The sequence below is a fragment of the Staphylococcus sp. FSL W8-1268 genome (assembly GCF_038003965.1).
GTDB lineage: Bacteria > Bacillota > Bacilli > Staphylococcales > Staphylococcaceae > Staphylococcus > Staphylococcus hominis.
In genome coordinates, this window is record NZ_JBBOQE010000001.1 from 1,322,337 (window position 1) to 1,346,116 (window position 23,780).

The 23,780-nt window shown below is 31.0% G+C and carries 21 protein-coding genes, 1 pseudogene and 1 riboswitch; of the genes and pseudogenes, 7 read left to right on the plus strand and 15 right to left on the minus strand.

Features of this window, described 5'->3' with window-relative positions:
* Nucleotides 1–101: 101 nt before the first annotated feature.
* From dapD to NST64_RS06815, 6 genes are all read right to left on the minus strand, one after another.
* Nucleotides 102–821 (minus strand): 2,3,4,5-tetrahydropyridine-2,6-dicarboxylate N-acetyltransferase, encoded by a 720-nt coding sequence (gene dapD, locus NST64_RS06790; protein WP_002449858.1) that lies wholly within the window; start codon nucleotides 819–821, stop codon nucleotides 102–104.
* Nucleotides 822–845: 24 nt separating this feature from the next.
* Nucleotides 846–1,571, minus strand: a complete 726-nt coding sequence (dapB, locus tag NST64_RS06795) for a 4-hydroxy-tetrahydrodipicolinate reductase (RefSeq protein ID WP_077700469.1) — start codon at nucleotides 1,569–1,571, stop codon at nucleotides 846–848.
* Between the two features lie 2 nt (nucleotides 1,572–1,573).
* Nucleotides 1,574–2,455, minus strand: coding sequence for a 4-hydroxy-tetrahydrodipicolinate synthase (gene dapA, locus NST64_RS06800; protein ID WP_002488541.1), 882 nt, complete (start codon nucleotides 2,453–2,455; stop codon nucleotides 1,574–1,576).
* A 1-nt stretch (nucleotide 2,456) separates the two neighbouring features.
* The gene (locus tag NST64_RS06805) at nucleotides 2,457–3,446 is read right to left on the minus strand and encodes an aspartate-semialdehyde dehydrogenase (RefSeq protein ID WP_002488524.1); all 990 of its coding nucleotides are present in this window, start codon (nucleotides 3,444–3,446) and stop codon (nucleotides 2,457–2,459) included.
* 59 nt (nucleotides 3,447–3,505) lie between these two features.
* The gene (locus NST64_RS06810; protein WP_199184105.1) at nucleotides 3,506–4,711 is read right to left on the minus strand and encodes an aspartate kinase; all 1,206 of its coding nucleotides are present in this window, start codon (nucleotides 4,709–4,711) and stop codon (nucleotides 3,506–3,508) included.
* A gap of 77 nt (nucleotides 4,712–4,788) precedes the next feature.
* A riboswitch (Lysine riboswitch) is annotated at nucleotides 4,789–4,964 on the minus strand.
* 272 nt (nucleotides 4,965–5,236) lie between these two features.
* On the minus strand, nucleotides 5,237–6,841 hold the full coding sequence (locus tag NST64_RS06815) for an ABC-F family ATP-binding cassette domain-containing protein (protein WP_002449802.1): 1,605 nt from the start codon (nucleotides 6,839–6,841) through the stop codon (nucleotides 5,237–5,239).
* A 148-nt stretch (nucleotides 6,842–6,989) separates the two neighbouring features.
* On the opposite strand from NST64_RS06815, the gene cvfB reads away from it, so the two are divergent.
* From cvfB to phoU, 6 genes are all read left to right on the plus strand, one after another.
* Nucleotides 6,990–7,886: an RNA-binding virulence regulatory protein CvfB gene (cvfB, locus tag NST64_RS06820; RefSeq protein ID WP_002449860.1), complete on the plus strand. Its 897-nt coding sequence runs from the start codon at nucleotides 6,990–6,992 to the stop codon at nucleotides 7,884–7,886.
* Between the two features lie 234 nt (nucleotides 7,887–8,120).
* Complete coding sequence (locus tag NST64_RS06825) at nucleotides 8,121–9,071, plus strand: PstS family phosphate ABC transporter substrate-binding protein (RefSeq protein WP_002449750.1); 951 nt, start codon at nucleotides 8,121–8,123, stop codon at nucleotides 9,069–9,071.
* A 182-nt stretch (nucleotides 9,072–9,253) separates the two neighbouring features.
* Nucleotides 9,254–10,180: a phosphate ABC transporter permease subunit PstC gene (gene pstC / locus NST64_RS06830; protein WP_002449801.1), complete on the plus strand. Its 927-nt coding sequence runs from the start codon at nucleotides 9,254–9,256 to the stop codon at nucleotides 10,178–10,180.
* A 1-nt stretch (nucleotide 10,181) separates the two neighbouring features.
* Nucleotides 10,182–11,102: a phosphate ABC transporter permease PstA gene (gene pstA, locus NST64_RS06835; protein WP_002449903.1), complete on the plus strand. Its 921-nt coding sequence runs from the start codon at nucleotides 10,182–10,184 to the stop codon at nucleotides 11,100–11,102.
* A gap of 77 nt (nucleotides 11,103–11,179) precedes the next feature.
* A complete protein-coding gene (gene pstB, locus NST64_RS06840; RefSeq protein WP_049430864.1) occupies nucleotides 11,180–12,124 on the plus strand; it encodes a phosphate ABC transporter ATP-binding protein PstB in 945 nt (314 codons plus the stop codon).
* Between the two features lie 6 nt (nucleotides 12,125–12,130).
* Nucleotides 12,131–12,781 carry a phosphate signaling complex protein PhoU gene (gene phoU / locus NST64_RS06845; protein ID WP_002455359.1) on the plus strand — a complete coding sequence of 217 codons (651 nt, stop codon included), beginning with the start codon at nucleotides 12,131–12,133 and terminating at the stop codon, nucleotides 12,779–12,781.
* 99 nt (nucleotides 12,782–12,880) lie between these two features.
* On the opposite strand, the gene pepF is transcribed toward phoU, so the two are convergent.
* Nucleotides 12,881–14,689: an oligoendopeptidase F gene (pepF, locus tag NST64_RS06850; protein WP_077700468.1), complete on the minus strand. Its 1,809-nt coding sequence runs from the start codon at nucleotides 14,687–14,689 to the stop codon at nucleotides 12,881–12,883.
* Between the two features lie 167 nt (nucleotides 14,690–14,856).
* Between pepF and NST64_RS06855 the strand changes: the two genes are divergently transcribed.
* The gene (locus NST64_RS06855) at nucleotides 14,857–15,201 is read left to right on the plus strand and encodes a hypothetical protein (protein ID WP_107632401.1); all 345 of its coding nucleotides are present in this window, start codon (nucleotides 14,857–14,859) and stop codon (nucleotides 15,199–15,201) included.
* Nucleotides 15,202–15,279: 78 nt separating this feature from the next.
* On the opposite strand, the pseudogene NST64_RS06860 reads toward NST64_RS06855, so the two are convergent.
* From NST64_RS06860 to trpD, 8 genes and pseudogenes are all read right to left on the minus strand, one after another.
* A pseudogene (locus NST64_RS06860) lies at nucleotides 15,280–15,432 on the minus strand (transferrin-binding protein); the annotation flags it as partial.
* A 1,108-nt stretch (nucleotides 15,433–16,540) separates the two neighbouring features.
* Nucleotides 16,541–17,800, minus strand: coding sequence for an aminoacyltransferase (locus tag NST64_RS06865; protein WP_049417592.1), 1,260 nt, complete (start codon nucleotides 17,798–17,800; stop codon nucleotides 16,541–16,543).
* An 18-nt stretch (nucleotides 17,801–17,818) separates the two neighbouring features.
* The gene (locus NST64_RS06870) at nucleotides 17,819–19,081 is read right to left on the minus strand and encodes an aminoacyltransferase (protein ID WP_002449721.1); all 1,263 of its coding nucleotides are present in this window, start codon (nucleotides 19,079–19,081) and stop codon (nucleotides 17,819–17,821) included.
* 343 nt (nucleotides 19,082–19,424) lie between these two features.
* The gene (trpA, locus tag NST64_RS06875; RefSeq protein ID WP_049336298.1) at nucleotides 19,425–20,159 is read right to left on the minus strand and encodes a tryptophan synthase subunit alpha; all 735 of its coding nucleotides are present in this window, start codon (nucleotides 20,157–20,159) and stop codon (nucleotides 19,425–19,427) included.
* Nucleotides 20,152–21,366 carry a tryptophan synthase subunit beta gene (trpB, locus tag NST64_RS06880; RefSeq protein WP_002449727.1) on the minus strand — a complete coding sequence of 405 codons (1,215 nt, stop codon included), beginning with the start codon at nucleotides 21,364–21,366 and terminating at the stop codon, nucleotides 20,152–20,154. The genes trpA and trpB overlap by 8 nt, the downstream gene beginning before the upstream one ends.
* Entirely contained in the window at nucleotides 21,347–21,997 is a 651-nt protein-coding gene (locus NST64_RS06885) for a phosphoribosylanthranilate isomerase (RefSeq protein WP_002449778.1), read from the minus strand. Before NST64_RS06885 ends, trpB begins: the two co-directional genes overlap by 20 nt.
* Nucleotides 21,994–22,773: an indole-3-glycerol phosphate synthase TrpC gene (gene trpC, locus NST64_RS06890; protein ID WP_002449783.1), complete on the minus strand. Its 780-nt coding sequence runs from the start codon at nucleotides 22,771–22,773 to the stop codon at nucleotides 21,994–21,996. The genes NST64_RS06885 and trpC overlap by 4 nt, the downstream gene beginning before the upstream one ends.
* A 2-nt stretch (nucleotides 22,774–22,775) precedes the next feature.
* Entirely contained in the window at nucleotides 22,776–23,780 is a 1,005-nt protein-coding gene (gene trpD, locus NST64_RS06895) for an anthranilate phosphoribosyltransferase (protein WP_049417590.1), read from the minus strand.

The following is a 23,780-nucleotide window of genomic DNA, read 5'->3' on the forward strand; positions in this document are numbered from 1 at the left end:
AATCCTTTATTCATTTATTATTCAACTTATGTATTCATTTAATTGTAAAGGCTGAGAACATGTTGTCCCAGCCTTTAGCATTCAATTATTCAAGTTTGTCATTAATCATTTAATTTTCTTAACGCTGCAACAATTTCTCGTTTAGAGTCTTGAACTTCAGATGTTTGTTTAATGACTTTAGCAGGTGTACCAGCTACAACCGCACCGGCAGGAACATCTTGAGTCACGATAGCACCAGCAGCTACAATAGCGCCTTCGCCAACTCTTACGCCTTCTAGAATAACTGCGTTTGCGCCAATTAATACATTATCTTCGATTACTACTGGAGAAGCACTAGGTGGCTCAATAACGCCCGCTAATACTGCACCGGCACCTACATGAACATTTTTACCCGTTGTCGCACGACCACCTAATGTTGCATTCATATCAATCATAGTGCCTTCACCTACAACAGCGCCAATATTGATTGTTGCTCCCATCATCACAACGGCACCGTCTTCGATAATAGCTTGTTCACGAATGAATGAACCTGGTTCAATACGTGCATTTGTATTGGTTAAGTCTTTTAAAGGAATAGCAGAATTACGACGGTCCATTTCAATTTCTAAGTCAGTAATATGTGATTGATTGGTTTCATAAAATGTTTTCCAATCATCCGCTTCACAAAATATTACTTTTGAATCATCAGATCCGAATACTTTAAATGTATTAGGAAAAGTGACGTCATTGAATTGTCCATTTACGTATACTTTTAATGGTGTTGATTTTTTAGCATCACTAATATATTGAATAATTTCTTGTGCAGATAAGTGTTGTACCATAGTTTAGAATCTCCTTAAGTTATTTTATAAGTTGTCAAATGTATAGAAACCATTTGATTTTGTGTTTAATTTTTCAGCAGCTGTAATTGCGCCATTTGCAAAAATGTCCTTAGATTGCGCTTTATGAGAAATGGTAATTGTTTCATCTGTGCCAGCAAATAAAACATCATGTTCGCCTACAATTGTACCGCCACGAACTGAATGAATACCGACTTCATCTTTTTCACGTTTTTCAGTTCGCTCATGTCGATCGTAAACAGGCGTTACATTTTCACGTAATTCTTTAATAACATCATAAAGTTTGACTAGCGTGCCACTTGGCGCATCTACTTTTTTATTATGATGAGCTTCAGTTAACTCAATATCATAATCGTGTAAAAGGGGAACAGCTGCTTCTAGAATTTTAGTTAATGCATGGACGCCATAACTCATATTTGCACTGAAGAAAACAGGCATACGTTCGCTTAATTGTTCTAATTTTTGAATTAGTTTTTCTTTTTCACCAGTAGTAGCAATCACTAAAGGTAATTCAAAACCTTCATCTAATAAAGGTAATAATAGATTAGGATTAGAGAAGTCGATCGCTACATCAGCTTCATTTTGTGCGTCTGCAATATGATGATAAGTTTTATATGGTGAATGTTGATGGTCTTCTGGCTCAATTGTACCAATAATCTCATGACCTTTTTCTTCTGCTAATCTGGCAACGCGTTGATTCATTGTGCCATATCCAATGAGTAAAATTTTCATTTTTATTCCTCCGCTTTAAACGCTTTATAAGCATTCACTAATACATTTGCTTTTTCTTTCTCTAGTGGTAATAAAGGTAATCTTAATTCATAATTTCCAAATCCTAAATGACTTGTTAGAGCTTTAATTGGAATAGGGTTGACATCAACTGAAAGTGCATCTAACAATTGACCAATTGGTTCAAAGTCTTTCTCAATTTTTTTCCCATTTTGTTTAGCATCATAGAGTGCTTGAAATTCTTTCGGAATAACGTTAGCAATGACAGAAATTACGCCATTACCTCCGCGATTATAGAATTCTACGACATTATCATCATTACCACTGTAAAGAGCAAATTCATCTTGATGAATACGTTTTTTCACTTCTTCGTAATAGTTAAAGTCATTTGTAGCATCTTTAATAGCTACAATATAATCATTATGACTTAATGTTTCGACTGTTTCAGGATCAATTGTCATATTCGTTCTTGAAGGTACATTATATAAAACAACAGGTAACTTAACTTCATTCGCGATAGTTTCAAAATGTTTAATTAAGCCACGTTGATTCGTTTTATTATAGTAAGGTGTGATTAACATAATACCATCTACACCTAATTCTTTAGCACGTAATGAAGCTTGAATAGATTTAGCTGTATTATTTGTACCAGTTCCAGCGATAATAGCCACTTGATGATTAACTTGTTTAATCACTGCTTGAAGTACTGTTTCTTTCTCTTCTTCTGTTAAAGTAGGGCTCTCTGCTGTAGTACCGTTTACAATAATTGCTTTAACATTATTATCAAGTAAAAATTGAACATGTTGTTCTAATGCTTTATAGTCAACTTCATTATTAGTAAATGGAGTAGCAAGCGCTACACCTACACCTTCAAAAATATGTGCCATATTATCTAGCTCCTTTTAATTTAATGACTTGTTCTAACACTTGAACTGCATTTAAAGCTGCACCTTTAAGTAGGTTATCTGAAGTACACCAAACATGGAAAGTATTATCAAGTGAGTCATCACGACGAATTCTACCTACAAACACTTCATCTTTACCTGTTGAATTAATAGCTAAAGGATATTCATTATTTTCAGGATTATCTACTAAAACAACACGATTATCGTTTTCAAATAAATCTTTAATTTCTTGAACTGTTGCTTCTTTATCAAGAGTGACATCAATTTCTACGCTATGACTATCTTGAACAGGTACACGTGCACATGTTGCAGTCACACGTAAGTCAGGTTGTCCTAAAATTTTTCGTGTTTCATCAATCATTTTTTGCTCTTCTTTTGTATATCCATCTTCTAAGAAAACATCAATATGTGGTAAAACATTATTATAAATAGGATGTGGATAAGCTTCTGGAGCTTTACCATTCGCACCTTCAGCTAAGTCTCTCTTACCTTTAATCCCTGAACCTGAAACTGCTTGATATGTTGTATAAGCTACACGTTTTAATCCAAAAGCATCGTATAAAACTTTGAGTGGCACGACCGACTGAATTGTTGAGCAGTTAGGATTGGCAATGATACCACGTTTAAATTCTGGTTGGTTAACTTCTGGTACAATTAAGTCCACATCGTTTGCCATACGCCATTGACTTGAATTATCAATAACAATTGCTCCAGCTTTTTCGAAAATAGGGGCAAATTGTTTACTTGTTTCGCCACCTGCACTCATTAGCACGTAATCAAATTTTTCACTTGCTGCTTCTTCTGTAAGTTCTTGAACTGTATATGTTTTCCCTTGAAACTCAATTTCTTTTCCTGCTGATCTTGCTGATGAGAATAATACTAACTCATCAAATTGAATATGTTTACGATCAATTGTTTCTAACATTTTTGTTCCGACTAATCCTGTTGCTCCAACTACTGCTAATCTTGTCATAAAAGAATCACTCCATTTAAATATTAATTGAATTTTAAATTACTTATTTTAACTTAAGTTTAAATATCAAAAGCATCGTATAAAACTTCAACCGCTTTATTTCCATTTTCTGCATCAATAACATAAGAAATACTAATTTCAGAAGTTGTTGTTTGATAAAATGGAATATTAGAATTAATTAACGTAATAAATGCTTTTGAAGCTACACCAGACATATCACGCATTCCTGAACCAATTAATGAAATTTTGACGTACGCTTCATTAATTTTATAATCTAATGCATCAAATGTTGTAGAAAGTTCCTCTAAGATACTTGAAATTTGTTGTACATCACTATCTTTAATAGAAAAAGATAGTTGTAAACCTTCAACATTTACGATTTGAGAAATCATATCCACATTAACTGAACCTTCATCTAAAGCAGTAAATAATTGAGTTAGAAGTCGATTATCTGGAAGAGGATAACTAATTGTTACATGCATCATATGTGTATCTAATGCAACTCCAGTTACGGCTTTTTTTTCTAATATTTCTGTTCTTGGCATAATCCATGTTCCTTTCACATTTGATAACGTTCTACCTAAATACAAGGGGATATCATAATTTTTAGCAAGTTCTACACTTCTTGTTTCTAACACACCAGCACCTAAAGCGCTCATTTCCATCATTTCTTCATAAGACACATAATCTAAACGTTTTGCCTCACTCAAAATTCTTGGATCAGTAGCATAAACGCCATCAACATCAGTGTAAATTTCACAAGGGATTTGATTACTAGCTGCTAATGCAACAGCAGTCGTATCTGAACCACCACGACCAAGCGTAGTTAACTCTAATTCGTCGTTCACTCCTTGGAAACCTGCTACAACTAAAATATCCTTGTCTTTAAATTCCTTGTTAAATGTTTCAGGATTAATTTCTGCAATTCGACTTTTTAAATGATGACCTACTGTTTTGATACCTGCTTGATATCCAGTCATAGCTCTAGCACTTACGCCAATATCATTTAATACCATCGACAAATAAGAAACTGTTTGTTGTTCACCAGTTGTTAATAATAGAGCAAGTTCTTCATCTTTTGGTGTTGTTGTAAGATGGGAAACATTTTCCATTAATTGATCTGTTGTTTTGCCCATAGCACTTACGACAACAATAAGTTGTTCACCGTCATCTACACGGCGTTTAAGCATTTCTGCAATATTTTTTATCTTTGTAAAATCGGCGACAGATGAACCACCGAACTTCAAAACACGTCGTTTCAAGATTTTACCTCCTAGAATTTAGGGGCACACGTCATAAAAAAGAGCAAGTTCGGAATGTGCGAACTTGCTCGTAATTTATATACAAGTGATGCACTCCATTATTAAATAATAATGACAAACTCTCAGCTCTTAACCACAAAGTCCAACGAACGCTTACTGCGGTTGCAATTCGTTTCGGCATCGCACCCTTTCTATATTAGCCGTGGCAGACAGTATTCTAATATATACTAATGATTGATGCGCCTCATCAATTTCTTATTCAATTACTATGTTTTTAATTATACATAAGCACCTTTTAACTGTAAACCGATTTTTGTGATTTTTTGAAATAAACTGAAAATTATTAAAGTAATATTACTGTTAAAGAAAAGAGATAGTAATAATAAGTAATTTGTGTAAATAATAACAATAATTCGAAAATAATAATATTTTATAAAAAAACTGTCGATAAAGTTCGTTATTTATCGACAGTTTTATGCATATTTTAAATTTTAAAAATAGAAGATAACTTATTAAAATCCTGTTATTTTATTTTTGTAACACACCAATTTCTTTTAGATATTCTTCATATGGCAATTCTTTAGATAAACTACCTGGTTGGTTTAAGTCAATCACACGATTAGCGATTGTATTAATAAATTCAAAATCATATGAAGTAAAGATAATTGATCCTTTGAATGAAGCTAATCCATCATTAACAGCTGTAATGCTTTCTAAATCAAGATGATTCGTTGGCTCATCAAGTAGTAAAACATTGGCACTTGAAAGCATCATTTTACTTAACATACAACGTACTTTCTCTCCACCTGATAATACACTTGCTTTTTTCTTAACTTCTTCACCGCTAAATAGCATACGTCCTAAGAAGCCACGTAAAAATGTTTCAGTTTGTTCATCTTCAGGAGCATATTGACGTAACCATTCAACTAAATTCATATCTACGCCTTCGAAGAAATCAGAATTATCTTTAGGGAAATAGCTTAATGAAGTTGTCACTCCCCATTTAAATGAACCTTCATCTGGTTCCATTTCACCAGCAAGTATTTTTAATAGGGTAGTTTTAGCAATTTCACTATCGCCAATTAAAATAGCTTTATCATTTGGATTCATAGTGAATGAAATATTATCTAAAACTTTTTCACCATCAATTGTTTTTGAGATACCATCAACTACTAATAAATCGTTACCAATTTCTCTTTCTGGGGTGAATTTCACATAAGGATAACGTCTTGAAGATGGTTGAATATCATCAAGTTCAATTTTCTCTAATTGCTTCTTACGACTAGTTGCTTGTTTTGATTTTGACGCATTCGCAGAGAAACGAGCAATGAAGTCTTGTAATTCTTTAATTTTTTCTTCTTTTTTCTTGTTTTGTTCTTGAGCCATTTTTTGAGCAAGTTGACTTGATTGATACCAAAAATCATAGTTACCAACATAGACTTTGATTTTGCCAAAATCTAAATCTGCAATATGTGTACATACATTATTTAAAAAATGACGATCATGAGATACGACAATGACAGTATTTTCAAAGTTAATTAAGAAATCTTCTAACCAACTGATGGCAGGAATATCAAGACCATTGGTAGGCTCATCGAGTAATAAAACATCTGGATCTCCAAATAAACTTTGTGCCAATAATACTTTTACTTTTTGATTATTTTCTAACTCTGACATTTGCTTATCATGTAAATCTGGGGTAATACCAAGTCCTGATAGTAGGGAAGCTGCATCTGCTTCGGCATTCCATCCATTCATTTCAGCAAATTCACCTTCTAATTCAGCTGCACGAATGCCATCTTCATCACTGAAGTCAGGTTTCATATAAATTTCGTCTTTCTCTTTCATCACTTCAAATAGACGTTCATGACCTTTTATAACTACATCTAATACACGTTCATCTTCATAAGCAAAGTGATCTTGTTTTAATACTGCTAAACGTTCATCTTTTCCAAGAGAAACATGACCCGTTTGTGAATCAATTTCTCCAGATAAGATTTTTAAGAAAGTAGATTTACCTGCACCATTCGCACCGATAAGTCCATAACAATTACCTTCAGTAAATTTAATATTTACATCTTCAAATAGTTTACGATCACCAAAACGTAAACTTACATCCGTAACTTGTAACATTCATTTACTCCTTTATTCATCGTTTATCTAACGCAAAAAATTATATCATATAATGTTCCTATATTCGACCTTATATCATTTATGTCAATGATACTTTACAAAACTCATGTTATAATACTTAGAAATACACTGCTTAAAGGAGACAACTATGGCATTAGACAAAGATATCGTTGGTTCAATTGAATTTCTAGAAGTTCTTGGATTGGAAGGCTCTACTTATTTATTAAAAGGTCCAAATGGTGAACAAGTGAAGTTAAATCAGTCAGAAATCAATGAGGAAGATGAATTCGAAATTGGAGAAGAATATAGTTTCTTCATTTATCCAAACCGTTCAGGTGAATTATTTGCCACTCAAAATATGCCTGATATTACAAAAGATAAATATGATTTTGCAAAAGTATTAAAAACAGATAGAGATGGTGCAAGAGTAGATGTTGGTTTACCAAGAGAAGTGCTTATTCCATGGGAAGATTTACCTAAAGTTAAATCGTTATGGCCTCAATCAGGAGATTATGTATTAGTCACATTAAGAATCGATAGAGATCATCAAATGTTCGCGCGTTTAGCTAGTGAAACAATTGTGGAAAAAATGTTTACACCTGTATCTAATGATGATATGCAAAATCAAGTATTAAAAGCAAGACCTTATCGTTTATTACGTATCGGTACTTTTTTATTAACTGAGGATGGTTACAAAGTATTTGTACATGAGTCTGAACGTAAACATGAGCCAAGACTAGGCGAAGCTGTAGAAGTACGTATTATCGGGCATAATGAAAAAGGTGAATTGAACGGTTCATTCTTACCACTCGCACATGAACGTTTAGATGAAGATGGTCAAGTCATCTTTGATTTGTTAGTAGAGTATGATGGTGAACTTCCATTTTGGGATAAATCAAGTCCGGAAGCAATTAAAGAAGTATTCAACATGAGTAAAGGTTCATTTAAACGTGCAATTGGTCATTTATATAAAAGAAAAATTATAAATATTGAAACTGGAAAAATTACATTAACTAAAAAAGGTAAAACCCTTATTCAAGAATAATGAGTTCATGAAAAACGAGTTTCTTCTATATTATATAGATAGTTCAAAACCATTGAAAGGTAACACTTTCGATGGTTTTTTTATGGGTTTTATTTATATAAAACATAAGTTTTTTGATAAATTAACAAAATATTTACAATTACTCTATTTTACATTAACAAAAAGTATGTAATATAAGCATTGTAAGAAATACATATAACATTTTGGGTTATCTATAATTAGGAGGATGTTTTAATGAAGAAATGGCAATTAGTTGGTACAACTGTTTTAGGTGCTACTGTTCTTTTAGGCGCATGTGGCGGTGGAAATAGTGGCGGCAGTGGTTCAGGAGATGGAAAAGACCTTGAAGGTTCTGCAAAAGGTGAAGGTTCATCTACTGTTGCTCCAATCGTTGAAAAATTAAATGAAAAATGGGCTAAAGATCATCCAAGCGCAACTATTTCATCTGGTCAAGCAGGTACTGGTGCTGGTTTTGAAAAATTCATCGCTGGTGAAACAGACTTCTCACAAGCTTCTAGACCTATCAAAGATGAAGAAAAACAAAAATTAGAAGACAAAAACATTAAATATAAAGAATTTAAAATTGCACAAGATGGTGTAACTGTTGCTGTTAATAAAGATAATGACTTTGTAAAAGAATTATCTAAAGATCAATTGAAAAAAATCTACAGTGGCGAAGCTAAAACTTGGAAAGATGTAGATTCTAGCTGGCCTAACAAAGAAATCAAAGCTTTCTCTCCAAACTCAAGTCATGGTACTTATGACTTCTGGGAAGAAGAAGTTATGGATAAACAAGATATCAAAGCTCAAAAAAATGGAGATACTAACGTTATCGTTCAATCAGTTGAGAAAAACAAAGAAAGTATTGGTTACTTCGGTTATAACTTCTATAAACAAAATAAAGATAAATTAAAAGAAGTTAAAATTAAAGGTGACGATGGTAAATCTGTAGAACCTACTAAAAAGACTATCCAAGATGGTTCTTATCCTTTAAGTAGACCATTATTCTTATATGTTAAAGAAAAATCATTAGAAGATAATGATGTTATGAGAGAATTCTTGAAATTCACTTTAGATGATAAAGGTAAATCAGCTGAAGATGCTGGATACGTTGCTTCACCAAGCAAAGTTTATAAAGATGAAATTAAAGAATTAGATAAATACAAAAAAGATTCTGACAAATAATAATCATTATTAATATAAAGGGCTGGGAATTAACAACTCATGTAAATGTTACATGAGTTGTTCAGGATATATACATGGGTGATTGTTAAAGTGTTTTAAATTAATTTGAACTCATTCGTTACCTGATAATTTCCTGCTCTTTTTTAAAATCTATTGGGAGAAATAAAAAGAGAGGGTTACATATGGCTTCTAACACTAATGTTAGAGAGATGATAGCTAAAAATAACGCTAAAAAAGGTGGATTTTCTGATAAAATCGTGCCAATTATTTTAGGAATTATTGCTGCCATCTCTATTTTAACAACTATCGGTATACTATTTACGTTAATCACTGAAACAATCACATTCTTTACACGTGTTTCAATTACTGAGTTTCTTTTTACTAAAGATTGGAGCCCTACAAGTTCTGATCCTAAATATGGTATTTGGGCTTTAATTCTTGGTACTTTAAAAATCACTTTCATTGGTACTTTAGTGGCTGTTCCTATCGGATTAGGGGCTGCAATCTACTTAAGTGAATATGCAAGCGATAAAGCAAGACGTATTATTAAACCTATTCTTGAAATCTTAGCTGGTATTCCAACTATCGTATTCGGTTTCTTTGCTTTAACTTTTGTAACACCTTTATTAAGAACATTTATACCTCAACTCGATAGTTTTAACTCTATCAGTCCTGGTATCGTAGTTGGAATAATGATTGTTCCAATTATTACAAGTATGAGTGAAGATGCAATGGCTTCTGTACCTAATAAAATGCGGGAAGGTGCTTTTGGTTTAGGTTCAACTAAATTTGAAGTGGCAACTAAAGTCGTATTACCAGCTGCCGCTTCTGGTGTAATTGCTTCAATTGTACTTGGTATTTCTCGTGCTATTGGTGAAACAATGATCGTATCATTAGCTGCAGGTAGTTCACCGACATCATCTTTAACATTAACAAGCTCTATTCAAACAATGACAGGTTATATTGTTGAAATTGCTACAGGTGATGCGACATTCGGTTCAGATATTTACTATAGTATTTATGCAGTTGGCTTCACATTATTCATTTTCACATTAATTATGAACTTAATTTCATACTGGATATCTAAGCGTTATAGAGAGGAGTATTAATATGACAGCAACGACTGATCCAAGAGCTAAAGGTTTAGTTGACAAAAATAAAGTCGAAAAAAATCTATCTAGTCGTGATAAAAAAAATAGTCTTAATAAATGGCTATTCTTTGCATGTATTGTATTTGCTTTAATCGTTCTTGCCGCACTACTGATTCAAACACTTGTAAAAGGTGTAGGACATTTAACACCTGAATTCTTTACAAGTTTCTCATCTTCAACACCATCACAAGCTGGGATTAAAGGCGCATTAGCTGGTACATTATGGTTAATGATTACTATTATCCCAATTTCTATTATCTTAGGTGTTGGTACAGCAATTTATCTTGAAGAATACGCACGCGATAATATGTTTACAAGTTTCGTTAAAATTTGTATTTCTAACTTAGCTGGTGTCCCTTCAATTGTATTTGGTTTATTAGGTTTAACATTATTTGTACGTGGCGCTGGTATTGAATCATTATCTTTAGGAAATACTGTTATCGCTGCTGCTTTAACAATGTCATTACTTATCTTACCGATTATTATCGTTTCAAGTCAGGAAGCGATTCGTGCCGTACCTAATTCTGTAAGAGAAGCATCTTATGGTCTAGGTGGAAATAAATGGCAAACAATTAGAAAAGTGGTTTTACCCGCTGCTTTACCTGGTATTTTAACGGGATTTATTTTATCACTTTCACGTGCATTAGGTGAAACAGCACCATTAATCTTAATCGGTATTCCGACTATTTTCTTAGCAGTACCATCTGGTTTATTCTCAATGTTTACTGCTTTACCAACTCAAATTTATACTTGGGCTAAAATGCCACAAGCTGAATTCCAAAACGTGGCATCAGCAGGTATTATCGTATTACTTGTTATCTTATTATTAATGAACGGTTTAGCAATTTTCTTACGTAATAAATTTTCTAGAAAATATTAAGCATTTTATTATTAAAGTTATTTGGGATAGAGAGAAAGGTTTCTGCTTTCTCTCTTAAAATAAAAGGAGTTTTATATATGGCAAAAATCAATGTAGATGAAAAGAAAAAGAACGTTGAACAACATACAAATGATGTTGTTGATCAACGCTCAAATCACACTCATCCAACAAACGACACACAACAACATAACGACAATCAGTCGCAAAAGACAACAATTGTAACAACTAATAATGAAAATAAAAAAGATATTAAACCTGACAGTGAAAGAAAAGTAGTTTATTCAACTCAAAATTTAGATTTATGGTATGGTGAAAATCATGCTTTACAAAACATCAATTTAGATATCTTAGAAAATAATGTCACTGCTATTATCGGACCTTCTGGCTGTGGTAAATCAACGTATATTAAAACATTAAATCGTATGGTTGAATTAGTACCATCAGTTAAAACTGCGGGTAAAATTTTATACAGAGGACAAAATATTTTTGATAGCAACTATTCAAAAGAAAAACTAAGAACGAATGTAGGAATGGTATTCCAACAACCAAATCCGTTTCCTAAATCAATTTATGATAATATTACTTATGGTCCAAAAATCCATGGTATTAAAGATAAAAAATTACTTGATGAAATTGTTGAAAAGTCATTACGTGGTGCTGCAATTTGGGATGAATTAAAAGACAGATTACATACAAATGCGTATGGATTATCAGGGGGACAACAACAACGTGTCTGTATTGCTAGATGTTTAGCAATTGAACCAGATGTTATTTTAATGGATGAACCTACGTCTGCATTAGATCCTATCTCTACTTTAAGAGTTGAAGAACTGGTTCAAGAATTAAAAGAAAATTATTCTATCATTATGGTTACACACAACATGCAACAAGCTGCACGTGTTTCTGATAAAACAGCATTCTTCCTTAATGGTTATGTAAATGAATATGACGATACTGATAAAATCTTCTCTAATCCTTCAGACAAACAAACAGAAGATTATATTTCTGGTCGTTTCGGTTAATGCTTAATGAAAATTATTAGACAAAAATATGAAGGCCAATTGGACGATTTAATTAAAGAACTTCGTCGTCTTGGTCTTCGTGTTTATTCAAATGTTAACAATGCTATTGAATCATTGAGTGAAGATGATAGAAACTTTGCTAGACACGTCATTGAAAAAGATAAAGAAATTAACAAATTTGATTATGACATTAACGAACAAGTAATCATGTTAATTACGAAACAACAACCAATTGCTACTGATTTAAGAATGATGATGGCAGCTTTAAAAATTTCTACTGATTTTGAAAGAATGGGGGATAATGCTGCAAATATCGCTCATATTCGACTAAGAGTAAAAATTACAGATCATTATGTCTTAACACGTTTAAAAACAATGGGTAAACTTGCATTATTAATGTTAGAAGACTTAAATACTGCTGTTAAAAATGAAGATTTAACATTGATTAAAGAAATTATCGAACGTGATAAAGATATTGACGATTTATACGTGAATATTGTTAACACAACTTATCTAATTGATAATGATCCGTTTGTAGCTGGACAAGCTCATTTAGCTGCACGTAACTTAGAAAGAGTAGGGGATCATGTAAGAAATATAGCAGAAAGTGTTTATTATTACTTTACTGGTGAACATTTTGATAAATATGATCGTTAAACTACTTTATAGTTGATAGTTTTATTCAAACTAAAAAAATCAAAGTAAAGGAGTGAGACACTATTCATTTTGAATAGTGTCTCACTCCTTTATAATACATTAATTATGTTCGATTTCATTTGTAAGTATTTCTACTTCATCTACTAATTCTGAAATATACGCAATAGTAGATTTAAGTGGGGCATTTGTTGTTATATCAACGCCTGCTACTTTTGCAAGTTCAACTGGATTTTTACTTCCTCCAGCTTTTAACGTTTCTAACCATGCATCGACTGCTTTTTGTCCTTCTTTTTTAATTTTTTGAGAGACCACTGTGCCAATAGTTAATCCAGCTGAATACGTATATGAATATAATCCCATATAATAATGTGGTTGTCTCATCCAAGTTAATTCCATCCCATCAGTAAGTTCAACCGCATCACCAAAGAATTGTTCATAAACGTTTCTCATTAACTTATTAAGAACCGGTGCTGTTAAAGATTCACCGTTATCAACTTTTTTATATACTTCTCTTTGATATGCTGCTTCTAGTAAATGCGTAACCATATTATGATAATATGTGCGAGATATAATTGAGCCAATCACCCATCGTTTAAAACGAGCATCATTACTATTACTAAATAAGTAGTTTGCCATCAGCATTTCATTCATTGTAGAAGGCGCTTCTACAAAATACATAGATGCTTCTGAATCTAATAAATGTTGATGTTTTTGTGACAATGTAAAATGACCAGCGTGACCCAATTCATGCGCTAATACGAAGGTTTCTGCCATTTTACCTGTCCATGAAATAAATACATATGAATGCGTAAAATAAGGGCTAGCACAATACGCGCCAGTATCTTTACCTTTATTTTGAGCAAAATCAATCCATTGATGATTATAAGCATTATCAACCATTTTAATATAGTCATCGCCTAAAACACCTAAAGCACCGTGAATATATTGTTTTGAGTCTTCTATTGAAATATCTGGTTCATAACTTGGATCAACTGATATTTTTAAATCTTCAAATCGCATTTTATCTAAGTTATGAATTCTTTGCAGTATTTTAGCATATTTTTGCATCACAGGTGCTAAATCACTCATGATGACATCAATTTGTCTATCATACATTTCACGTGTAACTTCTTGTTCTTGTAGTAAATAATCTATAACAGAATCATAGCCTCTTAAATTAGCCTCAATTTTTTCTTGTTGTACATGTTGATTATATGTTGCAGCTGTTGTGTGTTGATATTTACGTAATGCATTACTAAAAGCTTCGAAACTTTTACGTCTAAACTCTGGATCTGAACTGTCTTCATATTCGTTTTCAAAAGTTGCATAATCTAAAGGATACGTTTCATGATTATGTTCAAACGATTCAAACGCAATATCAAGCATTTTAGTTGTTCCATAGAGTTCATAAGCACTTTGAAAAGTAGGTGACAAACTAGCAAGCACTTCTTCAACTTCTGAAGATAATTGATAAGGTTTACGTTTTATTAATTTTTCTAGATAATGAGGACTATTGAACTGCTCTTTTAGCTCTTTTAATTTATCATCAGAGAGTATCATTATTTCAGATTCAACAAATGATAATAAACTAGATATCTTACCATAAGATGTTGATAGTTTGGCATTTAACGTTTGCGCTAATTCGTTTGTAGTATCGACGCTTAATCTAAGTTCAGCATAATTACCTAATCGATCAAATTGTATAAGTAAGTCTTCATATTCTTTAAGCGCATCTAGAATAATTTTAGTTTCTGATAAATTATTTTTATATTTTTGATTAAATTGAGCGGATTTCTCTAATACACCATTTAAAGTATTATAAAATGCTTCATCATTTGTAAATAAATCTTCTAAATTCCATTTTTCATTATCTGGAACATGTTTTCTGAGTGGTAAGCCTGTGTTCATTTTATTCACTCCTAAATAGTTAGTCTCATATATATTATACATAATATTATTTGTAAACTCAGTTTTAAGCCTTTAGTCTGAGTCATTTTAATAATTAAGAAGGTATAATTATTTATAAAAGTATTGTATATTACATATTATAAAATATAAAAGTTGAGGCGTTTTTTATGACGATATTTGATATGCCAAATTATCTTTGGATCACAATCGTAGCAATGATGATATTAACTGTCTTTTGTACATTAGTATTGAAAAAATGGTTTTCAGCAGCAGTAATTACCTTCGTTGTTTTAGCAGTATTAGCTTTCTTTATTCCTAATTTTTATAATATAACGTTCCAGCCTTTATTAGGCTATGCCGCTTTTCTTGCCATTATAAGTTTAATGATTAGTTTCCTTTTATGGTATTTTACAAGAGGATGGCGCCGAGAACGTAAAGAAAAGCAATTGGAAAAAGAGATGAAAAAATATGATAACGACGAGTACATGTATCATCGTCGTGATAGAAGATAAGTATAAGGGAGTAGGATAGAATTCTTTTTGAATTCGTTATTCCACTCCCATTTATATTATTAATGGTGTATAACATGATTATTTTTTTAAGGTTTTTTCAATTTTGTTTAATTGATGAATAGTTGTTTCAATACCACCTTCACTAAAATACCAAGCGTTAGCTTCAAATTGATATACTTGGTGATTTTTTATTGCTTTCATATCCTTTATCACTTTATTATTTAAAGTAGATTGGTGGCGATTTCTTTAATACGTGTATTAGACTTGAAATAAGTGCCTTATTGATTATTCGATGATTTTTTAAAAGGGTATACTGCTCATAATACCGAAAAGGTATATTTAGTAAAATCGTCTTAATAAACGATAATCAAACTTATAAGAATGGATCATTTTTTATGATATAAAAGTCATTCTTTAAAATAATTGTTATTATAAATCATGGTTCCAATATCATCGATAGACCGTAAATTGATAAGGTAGAACAGGTAATAAATTATTTATCTGCAAAAATAATTTGATATCTTACATTATGTAAACTAAATAAGCATTCAATAATTGATTCATTATTATATTCATTATCAAAATATATTGTGTCATAAATATCAAACACTAAATTCATATTAGTGTTTGATACATTATATATTATGTATATGATTTTTATCCTAACAAATTATAACTAAGTCAATCATTTTAGATAGATCAATGTTAACCACAAGATTATAATTAAAATATATCATTGCAGTGTCATTAAAATAGAATAGGTCCCCTAATTGTTATATACATAACTTCCTATAATATATATTATGTAAACTAAATTGTTGAAATCTGTATTTTTATATGAATATCTTCAATTTAAGCTTTTTAACAAAATACAGATATTTAAAGTTTTAATATATTCCTTAACTCATTTACATATGCCCATGCATTATAATTTTATGAGTATTTATTTAAAGTTATTATTTTTCTACAGTTCGGTAATCAATATCTAAAGTATTGAATCATGGTTGTCGACATTACGATTCATACAATCATTCTTAATTATTTGATAAATCAATCAAAGCGGAATGATTTCTATTAGATTAGTTATTTGATGATATAATAACTATGTATTTATCATTTGAATTATAAAACACTATAAAATTTATTTTTTATAAAATATTAAAAATAAATTTCTTTTGATGTATCATTGATAAAAATGATTGATATGCTATTATTAATTTGTAGGATGCAACTTGTATTTACAACTTAGAATTTACCTACACTATTTATAATTAGTCTCTATCACTAATTATAAAAAAGCATACTGGCAAGATTGCCAATATGCTTTTTATTCTAATTGTTATTTTTTAATCTTCTTACGTATACGATTCAATGTTTTAAATAGCCAATATTTAGGTTTATTAATTGGTTTATAGAAGTCTCCAATTAACTCCTCGATATACACATTAAACCCTCTTTTAAAGCGATAAACACCATAATCTTCACTATTTTCAGTAAAATCACCAGATAAACCGTAAAAATTATATCGATCATATCCATGGTCAAAGCAATAATTCATCATAAACCAATGCATCATGTATGGTCCCATATAATTATTGTATTTTTCTGATGAGCCACCTGAGAAATAGTTTACTTCATAAGCATTTGCAAAGTATACTCCAGAAGCTAAGTTTAAAATTTGTCCATCAGTTTGACGTAATTCACTTGCATGTAAGAGCTCTTTTTGGTCATGTTCTATTTGTTTATCTAATTCAGCAATTTTTTTCAGCTGTTTGTCACTTTTATTGTCTTTAGACATCATTTGATCACGACGCGTTTCTTTATCATTTAAAGAGGTTTGCAATGATTTAATATAGTCATCTAAATCAATATATGCTAATGGCACTAATGCTTTATCGCCGTATGTATCTATAAAATTATAAAAATATTCATCTGTTTTTGAAACAAAACCGGTACGTGCTTCTGTTTCACGATACAAGTCTAAGAAAATGTTTAGTTCATCTCTTTTAAGAAATCTTACTTTTACTCCATAGTTTATCGCTTTATTTATATTTCTTTTACGTTGACTATCAAACTGCTTTTTCAATGATGCAGGTGTTTCACCTTTTAGATAATTTACACCCATCCATCTCACTTGACTAGAGCGATCATATTTCGTAGTGAAACCATGATGTTCGTAACCATGTGATTTAAATAAATTAACTAAAGCATCATTTTTTTCGTGACCTTCAACCGGATTGATATCTTTATCATAAATTTGATAAATCCAATATGGATCAAGTTTTACATATAAACATTGATGTTGGTGTAGGTATTTTTCTAATTCTCTTAGGTAAAAATCAACAAGACCTAAATCGGAATAATCCATCACCGGTCCACGATTTGAATAGTATACATAACTTCCCATAGTTGGAATTTTTGAGAAAAGACTTGCAGCCATCACTTTATTACTTTCATCTTTTACGCCTAATAACACAACTTCAAATCCGTCATTTTCTCTAGTTTTTATATTTTCAGTAACTTGAAAGTAATGACTCTCTAATGATGGATTTTGTACGAAGGTTTCATATTCTTTAACTGTTAACTCTGTAAATTTCATATTCGCACTATTCCCCTCTTAATTCAATCTTTTTTTAATTTTTTTAAGTGTTGTATATAGTGAATACATTGGTTTATTTATAGGTTTAACGAAATCACCAACATATTCAATTACATCTGCATTAAATCCTTTTTTAAATTTTACAACACCTGCATCTTCAGCATCATCTGTAAAATGACCACTAATCCCATAAAAATTATAACGGTCAATCCCATGATCAATTGCATAATTAATCATAGTCCATTGAACTGCATAACTTCCAGCGAAGTGTCTATATTTATTTGACGTTCCACCTGCATAATATACAACTTCAAATGGATTAATAAAGAAGAATCCAGCAGATATTGGTAATTCGTTACCATGTTCTAATTGAAGTTGTGTTGCTTCATCAATTTTTTGCTCATTTGCTTTTAATTGCTGTTCTAAATTTATTTTTTTATTTTGTGCTTTTTTGTTATCTGGTCGTTTTTCAATATCTTTTAGAGCTTTGTTTAAGTCTTTATTTAATGTCTGACGTTCTGCATGAAGTTCTTCAAGATATTCATCAAATTTTATATATGCGAGAGGTACTAATACTCTATCTTTAAAATGATCAAATCGATTATAGTAAAAACTATCCTCTCTATCAGAAAATTCTTTAGTCTCTGATGTATCTTCCATAAATGATCTGAAAATAGGTAATTCTTCTTTAGTAAGAAATCTTACTTTAACACCATTTTTTTGGACTTTTTTAGTATTTCTTTTTCGTAAACTATCCATTCCATTTAATACATCTTTAGCAGTTTTATCCTTTAAATTTAAAACTGAATGGAACCGAATTTGTAATATTGGATCAAATCCTGTTGTAAACCCTTCGTGTTGATATCCTAATTGTTTCATTTTATCGAAGAACCAATCATTCCCAGCATTTCCTGTAATATCACCATCATGATTACGATATTGATAAGGCAAATAAGGGTCTATACGTACATATAAACAATATTGTTGTTTTAAATATTTACTTAATTCGTTAAAGAAAAAGTGAACGAGTTCTTTGTTTTCATAATCAATGACTGGACCACGATTTGAATAAAAATATTTAAAAATTTTCATAACGGGTACAGCAGTTAGCATACAAGCAGCAATGACTTCATTATCTTTATTTTTAATTCCTACTAAATGAGTTTCAGTTTTCTCAGCAACTTTTAACTCATAATTTTCAGTCATCTGTGTAAAATGGCTATATGGCATTTTTTCAGTAAAATCGCCAAATTCTGTAGCTGTTAAATTTGTAAACTTCATTATCTCTATAACTCCTAATTTAGAATCTTTATTTAATTTGAGTTGACTAATTTTAAAATTTTAGCTTATGTATATGTTGTGAATACGCATCGGTCTAATCTCAATAAGTATACACTAGATAAGGTTAAAACTAAAATATAAACCTGTATACACTTCCAATTAACCTAAATGCTCTTAAATTCTTGGCTTCTATCTTCTACAAATAATAAGAGCTGAAAAAGAATGATTTTCAGCTCTTAAATTCATATCTAATTTCATTTTAAATCAATTAATACTACATTGCTACTAATTCTTAAGTATTTCATGCTATGAATACTTTAAATAACTTTTATTTTATACTATGCTAATAGTTATTTAAAATTTGTCTAATCTCCCTTAAGTATTCTCCTGTTTGATTTAAGTCATCATTTTCAAATCTTCGAACGATTTCACTTCCAATAACAACACCATCTACATCTTTTACCAAATCTTTTATATGGTCTGTAGTTCTTATTCCAAATCCTGCTACAACTGGAAGAGCTGTAAAAGATTTAATCATTTTTATCTGGTCTTTAAGCTTTGGATGAAACGTTCCATCTTCTCCTGTAGTAGCATTCATCGTTACAGTATAGATAAATCCTTCAGCATGTTTTGCTATATTTTGTATACGATTTGTATCTGCCGTCATTGCTATTAATGAAATTATTTTTACTACTCTATTATCATTTAATTGTTGTTTTAATTGTTCTATTAATTCAAATGGTAAGTCTGGAATAATTACTCCATAAACACCAATATCATCGCATTTTTTAAAAAAGGCTTTTTCTCCATAACTTAAAATAACATTATAGTATGTCATTAGGACATATTTACAATTAATTTCGTTTTGATGTTTATCTAACTCATCAAATATATAGTCGATTGTTATATGATTTTGAAGTGCTTCATGACCAGCTTTCATAATGATAGGTCCATCAGCTACAGGATCTGAAAATGGAATACCAATTTCTATCATATCTGCTCCACTTTTATCAAGTAATTTTACATTTTCTAAAAATTGTCTATTACCCATGATATAAGGAATAAATAATTTACTCATTTTTATCCTCCTTTCTTTGTTGGATATATTGTTGAATCGTTTCCATATCTTTATCTCCACGTCCAGATATTGTCACTACTAATATATCGTTTTGTTTCATTTGAGGTGCTAATTTTTCTACATAACTTAATGCATGTGCACTTTCTATAGCGGGGATAATACCTTCTATTTTGGTGAAGCGGACAAGTGCTTCCATTGCTTCTTCATCGCTAGCACATTCATAGGTTACTCTTCCAATATCATGATAATATGAATGTTCAGGTCCAATACCTGGGTAATCTAATCCTGCTGAAATAGAATGTGCCAATTCAATTTGTCCATGTTCATCTTGGATTAAATACATTTTTGATCCATGAAGCACACCAGCCTTTCCTTTCCCTATCGCAAGTGCATGTTGATTAGTATCCTTACCTCTGCCAGCTGCCTCCACCCCGTATAATTTCACATTATCTTTGATAAAAGGATAAAATGTTCCTATTGCATTAGAGCCTCCTCCTACACAAGCAACTACTGCATCTGGCAAACGATGTTCCTTCTCTAATAGTTGTGATTTTATTTCTTGACCAATTACACTCTGAAAATCTCTAACCATTGTTGGAAATGGATCCGGTCCTAAAGCTGATCCTAATAGATAATGTGTATCTTCTACGTGACTTACCCAATACTGTAGCGCTTTATTAACTGCGTCAGATAAAGTTCCTTGACCTTCATCCACAGCTTCAACTTTAGCTCCTAATAATTCCATTCTAAATACATTAAGTTGTTGCCTTTTGATGTCTTCTCTTCCCATAAAAACAATCAATTCCATATCAAATAATGCAGCCACTGTGGCACTTGCAACTCCGTGTTGTCCAGCTCCCGTTTCTGCAACAAGTTTATGTTTACCCATTCGTTTAGCGAGCAATGCTTGACCTATGGCATTATTGATTTTATGGGCACCAGTATGATTTAAATCTTCTCTTTTTAAATAAATTTTAGCCCCACCTAATGTTTCTGTGTATGATTTCGCATAAGTCAATGGTGTTTCTCTCCCAACATAATCCTTTAAATAATATGCTATCTCTTGTTGGAATTTAGGATCACTTTTGGCTTTTTTATACGCTCTCTTTAATTCAATGATAGCTGGCATTAATGTTTCCGGTACATATTGTCCTCCGTACTCACCAAAAAAACCTAGTTCATTTGCTTCAGTTTGTATCTGTTTCATATTCTAAGCTCCTTTTAACGTAATTTATAATTGTTTCCATTTTCAATTTATCCTTGCATTCATTTGTCTCTATACCACTGGATATATCATAGCCTTTATGTGATAAATTTAGCTTTTCAATCTGTTGAATAGCATTTATGTTTATTCCTCCTGCAATAAGATAAGGAATGTCTTGGCTTACTGATTCTAATATTTTCCAATTAAACGTTTGACCCGTACCACCCAATTGAATTGAAGGAGTATCAATAATAAATAAATCCACCCATGGCTTATATTGATTAATATCTCTATTCAAATTTTCTGTAGCCGGCAACGCTTTAATTATCTTAATATTCTTAAAATTCAATTTAACTTTTTGGATTAATTCAATTGCTTCATTACCATGAAATTGAATGGCATTCACATTGGTTTGTTGCAACAATGTATTTAATTCTTTATATGTAGGATTCACAACAACTATAACTCGATGAATGTGCTTTGCTACAAATTGATTTAAATAGTTAATTTGTTCTATATTTAAATGACGTTTACTTTTTGGATAATGAATAAAACCTATCATGTCTATGTCTAAGGAATTGACTTTTAAAATATCACTTTTTGTTTTAAAACCACAAAATTTTAGTATATTCATTTCTCTTTATTTAGTTTTAATGAAGGTAATAACGATGATATATTATTACTATTCATTAAAGCTCCTCCCACAAGTAATCCGTCTATTCCACTACTTACAATTTTTTTTACATCATTTAAAGTTGTAATACCACTTTCAGAAATATAGTAATAACCTTCTTTTTTCATTTCCAAAATGTCATTAGTATGTTCTACTTTAGTAATAAATGTTTTTAAATCTCTATTATTTACTCCAATGATTTTAGGTTTAATTTGATATGCGCGTTCTAACTCTTCTTTGTTATGGACTTCAACTAAGACTTCTAAGTTTTGAGACATTGCATAATGATATAAAGACTGAAGTGTATCATTGGTTAAAATATTTACTATTAATAAAATAATAGAAGCTCCAGCTCTCTTAGCAAGATCAATTTGAAGCGGATCAATGATAAAATCCTTACATAATACTGGTAAATGTGTGAGTTGTGTTAACGTTTGTAGACGTTCAAAACTTCCTCCAAAATATTTTTCATCGGTTAAAATTGAAATAGCATTTGCTCCATGATTTTCATATTTAGCAATTTGATGCTCTAAGTTAATGTCCTTGAATGCTTTTACAGAAGGACTTTTAGATTTTATTTCTGCAATAATACTCAATGTTGATTCTCTTTTCAAAGTGGTTTCTAGAGCTGACTTATAAGATACATCAACTTTTTTAATATGTTTTATTTTATCAGTATAATACCCATCACTTAGTAATTGTTTTTTATACTGTACAATCTCATCTAATATTGTCACTTTTATTCCCCTTTCATCAACTGATATTGTTTTAAGGCTTTGCCACTATCAATTAAATCTTTTGCTAAATCAACACCCTTTTTAATACTATCCACTCTATTTGATATATATAAGGCTAATGCTGCATTCAGCACTACGACATTTCTTTTAGGGGAATGATCTTTTCCACTTAATATATCAATGGTAATGTTTTTATTTTCTTCAGGTGTACCACCTTGAAGTTCTATATTATTCGCATTAGCAATGCCGTAATCTCGTGCATTTAAAACATAATGTGAAATAGTTCCATCTTCATGCAATTCATATATTTCGTTATCCCCAGATAACGTTGCTTCATCCATTCTATTCGCGCCATGAAGTACGATACCTCTTCGTCGTCCTAAATCTTTCATAGTTTTAATAATCATGGATAATTGGGAAGCATCGTATACCCCCATTACTTGATAATCTAATTTAAAAGGATTGATTAATGGTCCGACAATATTGAAAATAGTTGGTTCATGAATGAGTTTTCTAATAGGTTGAATATATTTCATAATTGGATAAGATTCCATAGCACTGATAAATGCTAAATGCGTTTTAGATACTTGTTTGGCTACATTCGCTACTTTCGTAGTAGGAATGTGTAATTGTTGTAATAAATCGGTACTTCCAGAATTAGATGTAATGCTTTTATTTCCATGTTTAATGACTGGAACATCTGCACTTGCTACTACAAATGATACTGTCGTTGAAATATTGAAACTATTTGATTTATCTCCTCCTGTTCCACAAACACATATACTTCCTTTGTATTCAGGTTGAGTTGAATACATCGTATGAATAAGACTTTTCACTATATAAGTTAATTCTTTTTGTTGTATCGACTTATTTGTGAAAGCTTGTAATAACTTTACTTTATCTTGAGTATGACATTCTGGATTGATGAGATATTGAATAAATTCAGTAGTTTCATGTTGTGAGAGTGTTACATGGCTTTGAATTTGGTTGAGTAATGTTAAGGTCAT

Excerpts from the sequence above, each read along its gene's own strand:
- dapD (WP_002449858.1), bottom strand. The coding sequence starts at position 821 with ATGGTACAACACTTATCTGCACAAGAAATTATTCAATATATTAGTGAT.
- dapB (WP_077700469.1), bottom strand. The coding sequence starts at position 1,571 with ATGAAAATTTTACTCATTGGATATGGCACAATGAATCAACGCGTTGCC.
- dapA (WP_002488541.1), bottom strand. The coding sequence starts at position 2,455 with ATGGCACATATTTTTGAAGGTGTAGGTGTAGCGCTTGCTACTCCATTT.
- NST64_RS06805 (WP_002488524.1), bottom strand. The coding sequence starts at position 3,446 with ATGACAAGATTAGCAGTAGTTGGAGCAACAGGATTAGTCGGAACAAAA.
- NST64_RS06815 (WP_002449802.1), bottom strand. The coding sequence starts at position 6,841 with ATGTTACAAGTTACGGATGTAAGTTTACGTTTTGGTGATCGTAAACTA.
- cvfB (WP_002449860.1), top strand. The coding sequence starts at position 6,990 with ATGGCATTAGACAAAGATATCGTTGGTTCAATTGAATTTCTAGAAGTT.
- NST64_RS06825 (WP_002449750.1), top strand. The coding sequence starts at position 8,121 with ATGAAGAAATGGCAATTAGTTGGTACAACTGTTTTAGGTGCTACTGTT.
- pstC (WP_002449801.1), top strand. The coding sequence starts at position 9,254 with ATGGCTTCTAACACTAATGTTAGAGAGATGATAGCTAAAAATAACGCT.
- pstA (WP_002449903.1), top strand. The coding sequence starts at position 10,182 with ATGACAGCAACGACTGATCCAAGAGCTAAAGGTTTAGTTGACAAAAAT.
- pstB (WP_049430864.1), top strand. The coding sequence starts at position 11,180 with ATGGCAAAAATCAATGTAGATGAAAAGAAAAAGAACGTTGAACAACAT.
- phoU (WP_002455359.1), top strand. The coding sequence starts at position 12,131 with ATGAAAATTATTAGACAAAAATATGAAGGCCAATTGGACGATTTAATT.
- pepF (WP_077700468.1), bottom strand. The coding sequence starts at position 14,689 with ATGAACACAGGCTTACCACTCAGAAAACATGTTCCAGATAATGAAAAA.
- NST64_RS06855 (WP_107632401.1), top strand. The coding sequence starts at position 14,857 with ATGACGATATTTGATATGCCAAATTATCTTTGGATCACAATCGTAGCA.
- NST64_RS06865 (WP_049417592.1), bottom strand. The coding sequence starts at position 17,800 with ATGAAATTTACAGAGTTAACAGTTAAAGAATATGAAACCTTCGTACAA.
- NST64_RS06870 (WP_002449721.1), bottom strand. The coding sequence starts at position 19,081 with ATGAAGTTTACAAATTTAACAGCTACAGAATTTGGCGATTTTACTGAA.
- trpA (WP_049336298.1), bottom strand. The coding sequence starts at position 20,159 with ATGAGTAAATTATTTATTCCTTATATCATGGGTAATAGACAATTTTTA.
- trpB (WP_002449727.1), bottom strand. The coding sequence starts at position 21,366 with ATGAAACAGATACAAACTGAAGCAAATGAACTAGGTTTTTTTGGTGAG.
- NST64_RS06885 (WP_002449778.1), bottom strand. The coding sequence starts at position 21,997 with ATGAATATACTAAAATTTTGTGGTTTTAAAACAAAAAGTGATATTTTA.
- trpD (WP_049417590.1), bottom strand. The coding sequence starts at position 23,780 with ATGACCTTAACATTACTCAACCAAATTCAAAGCCATGTAACACTCTCA.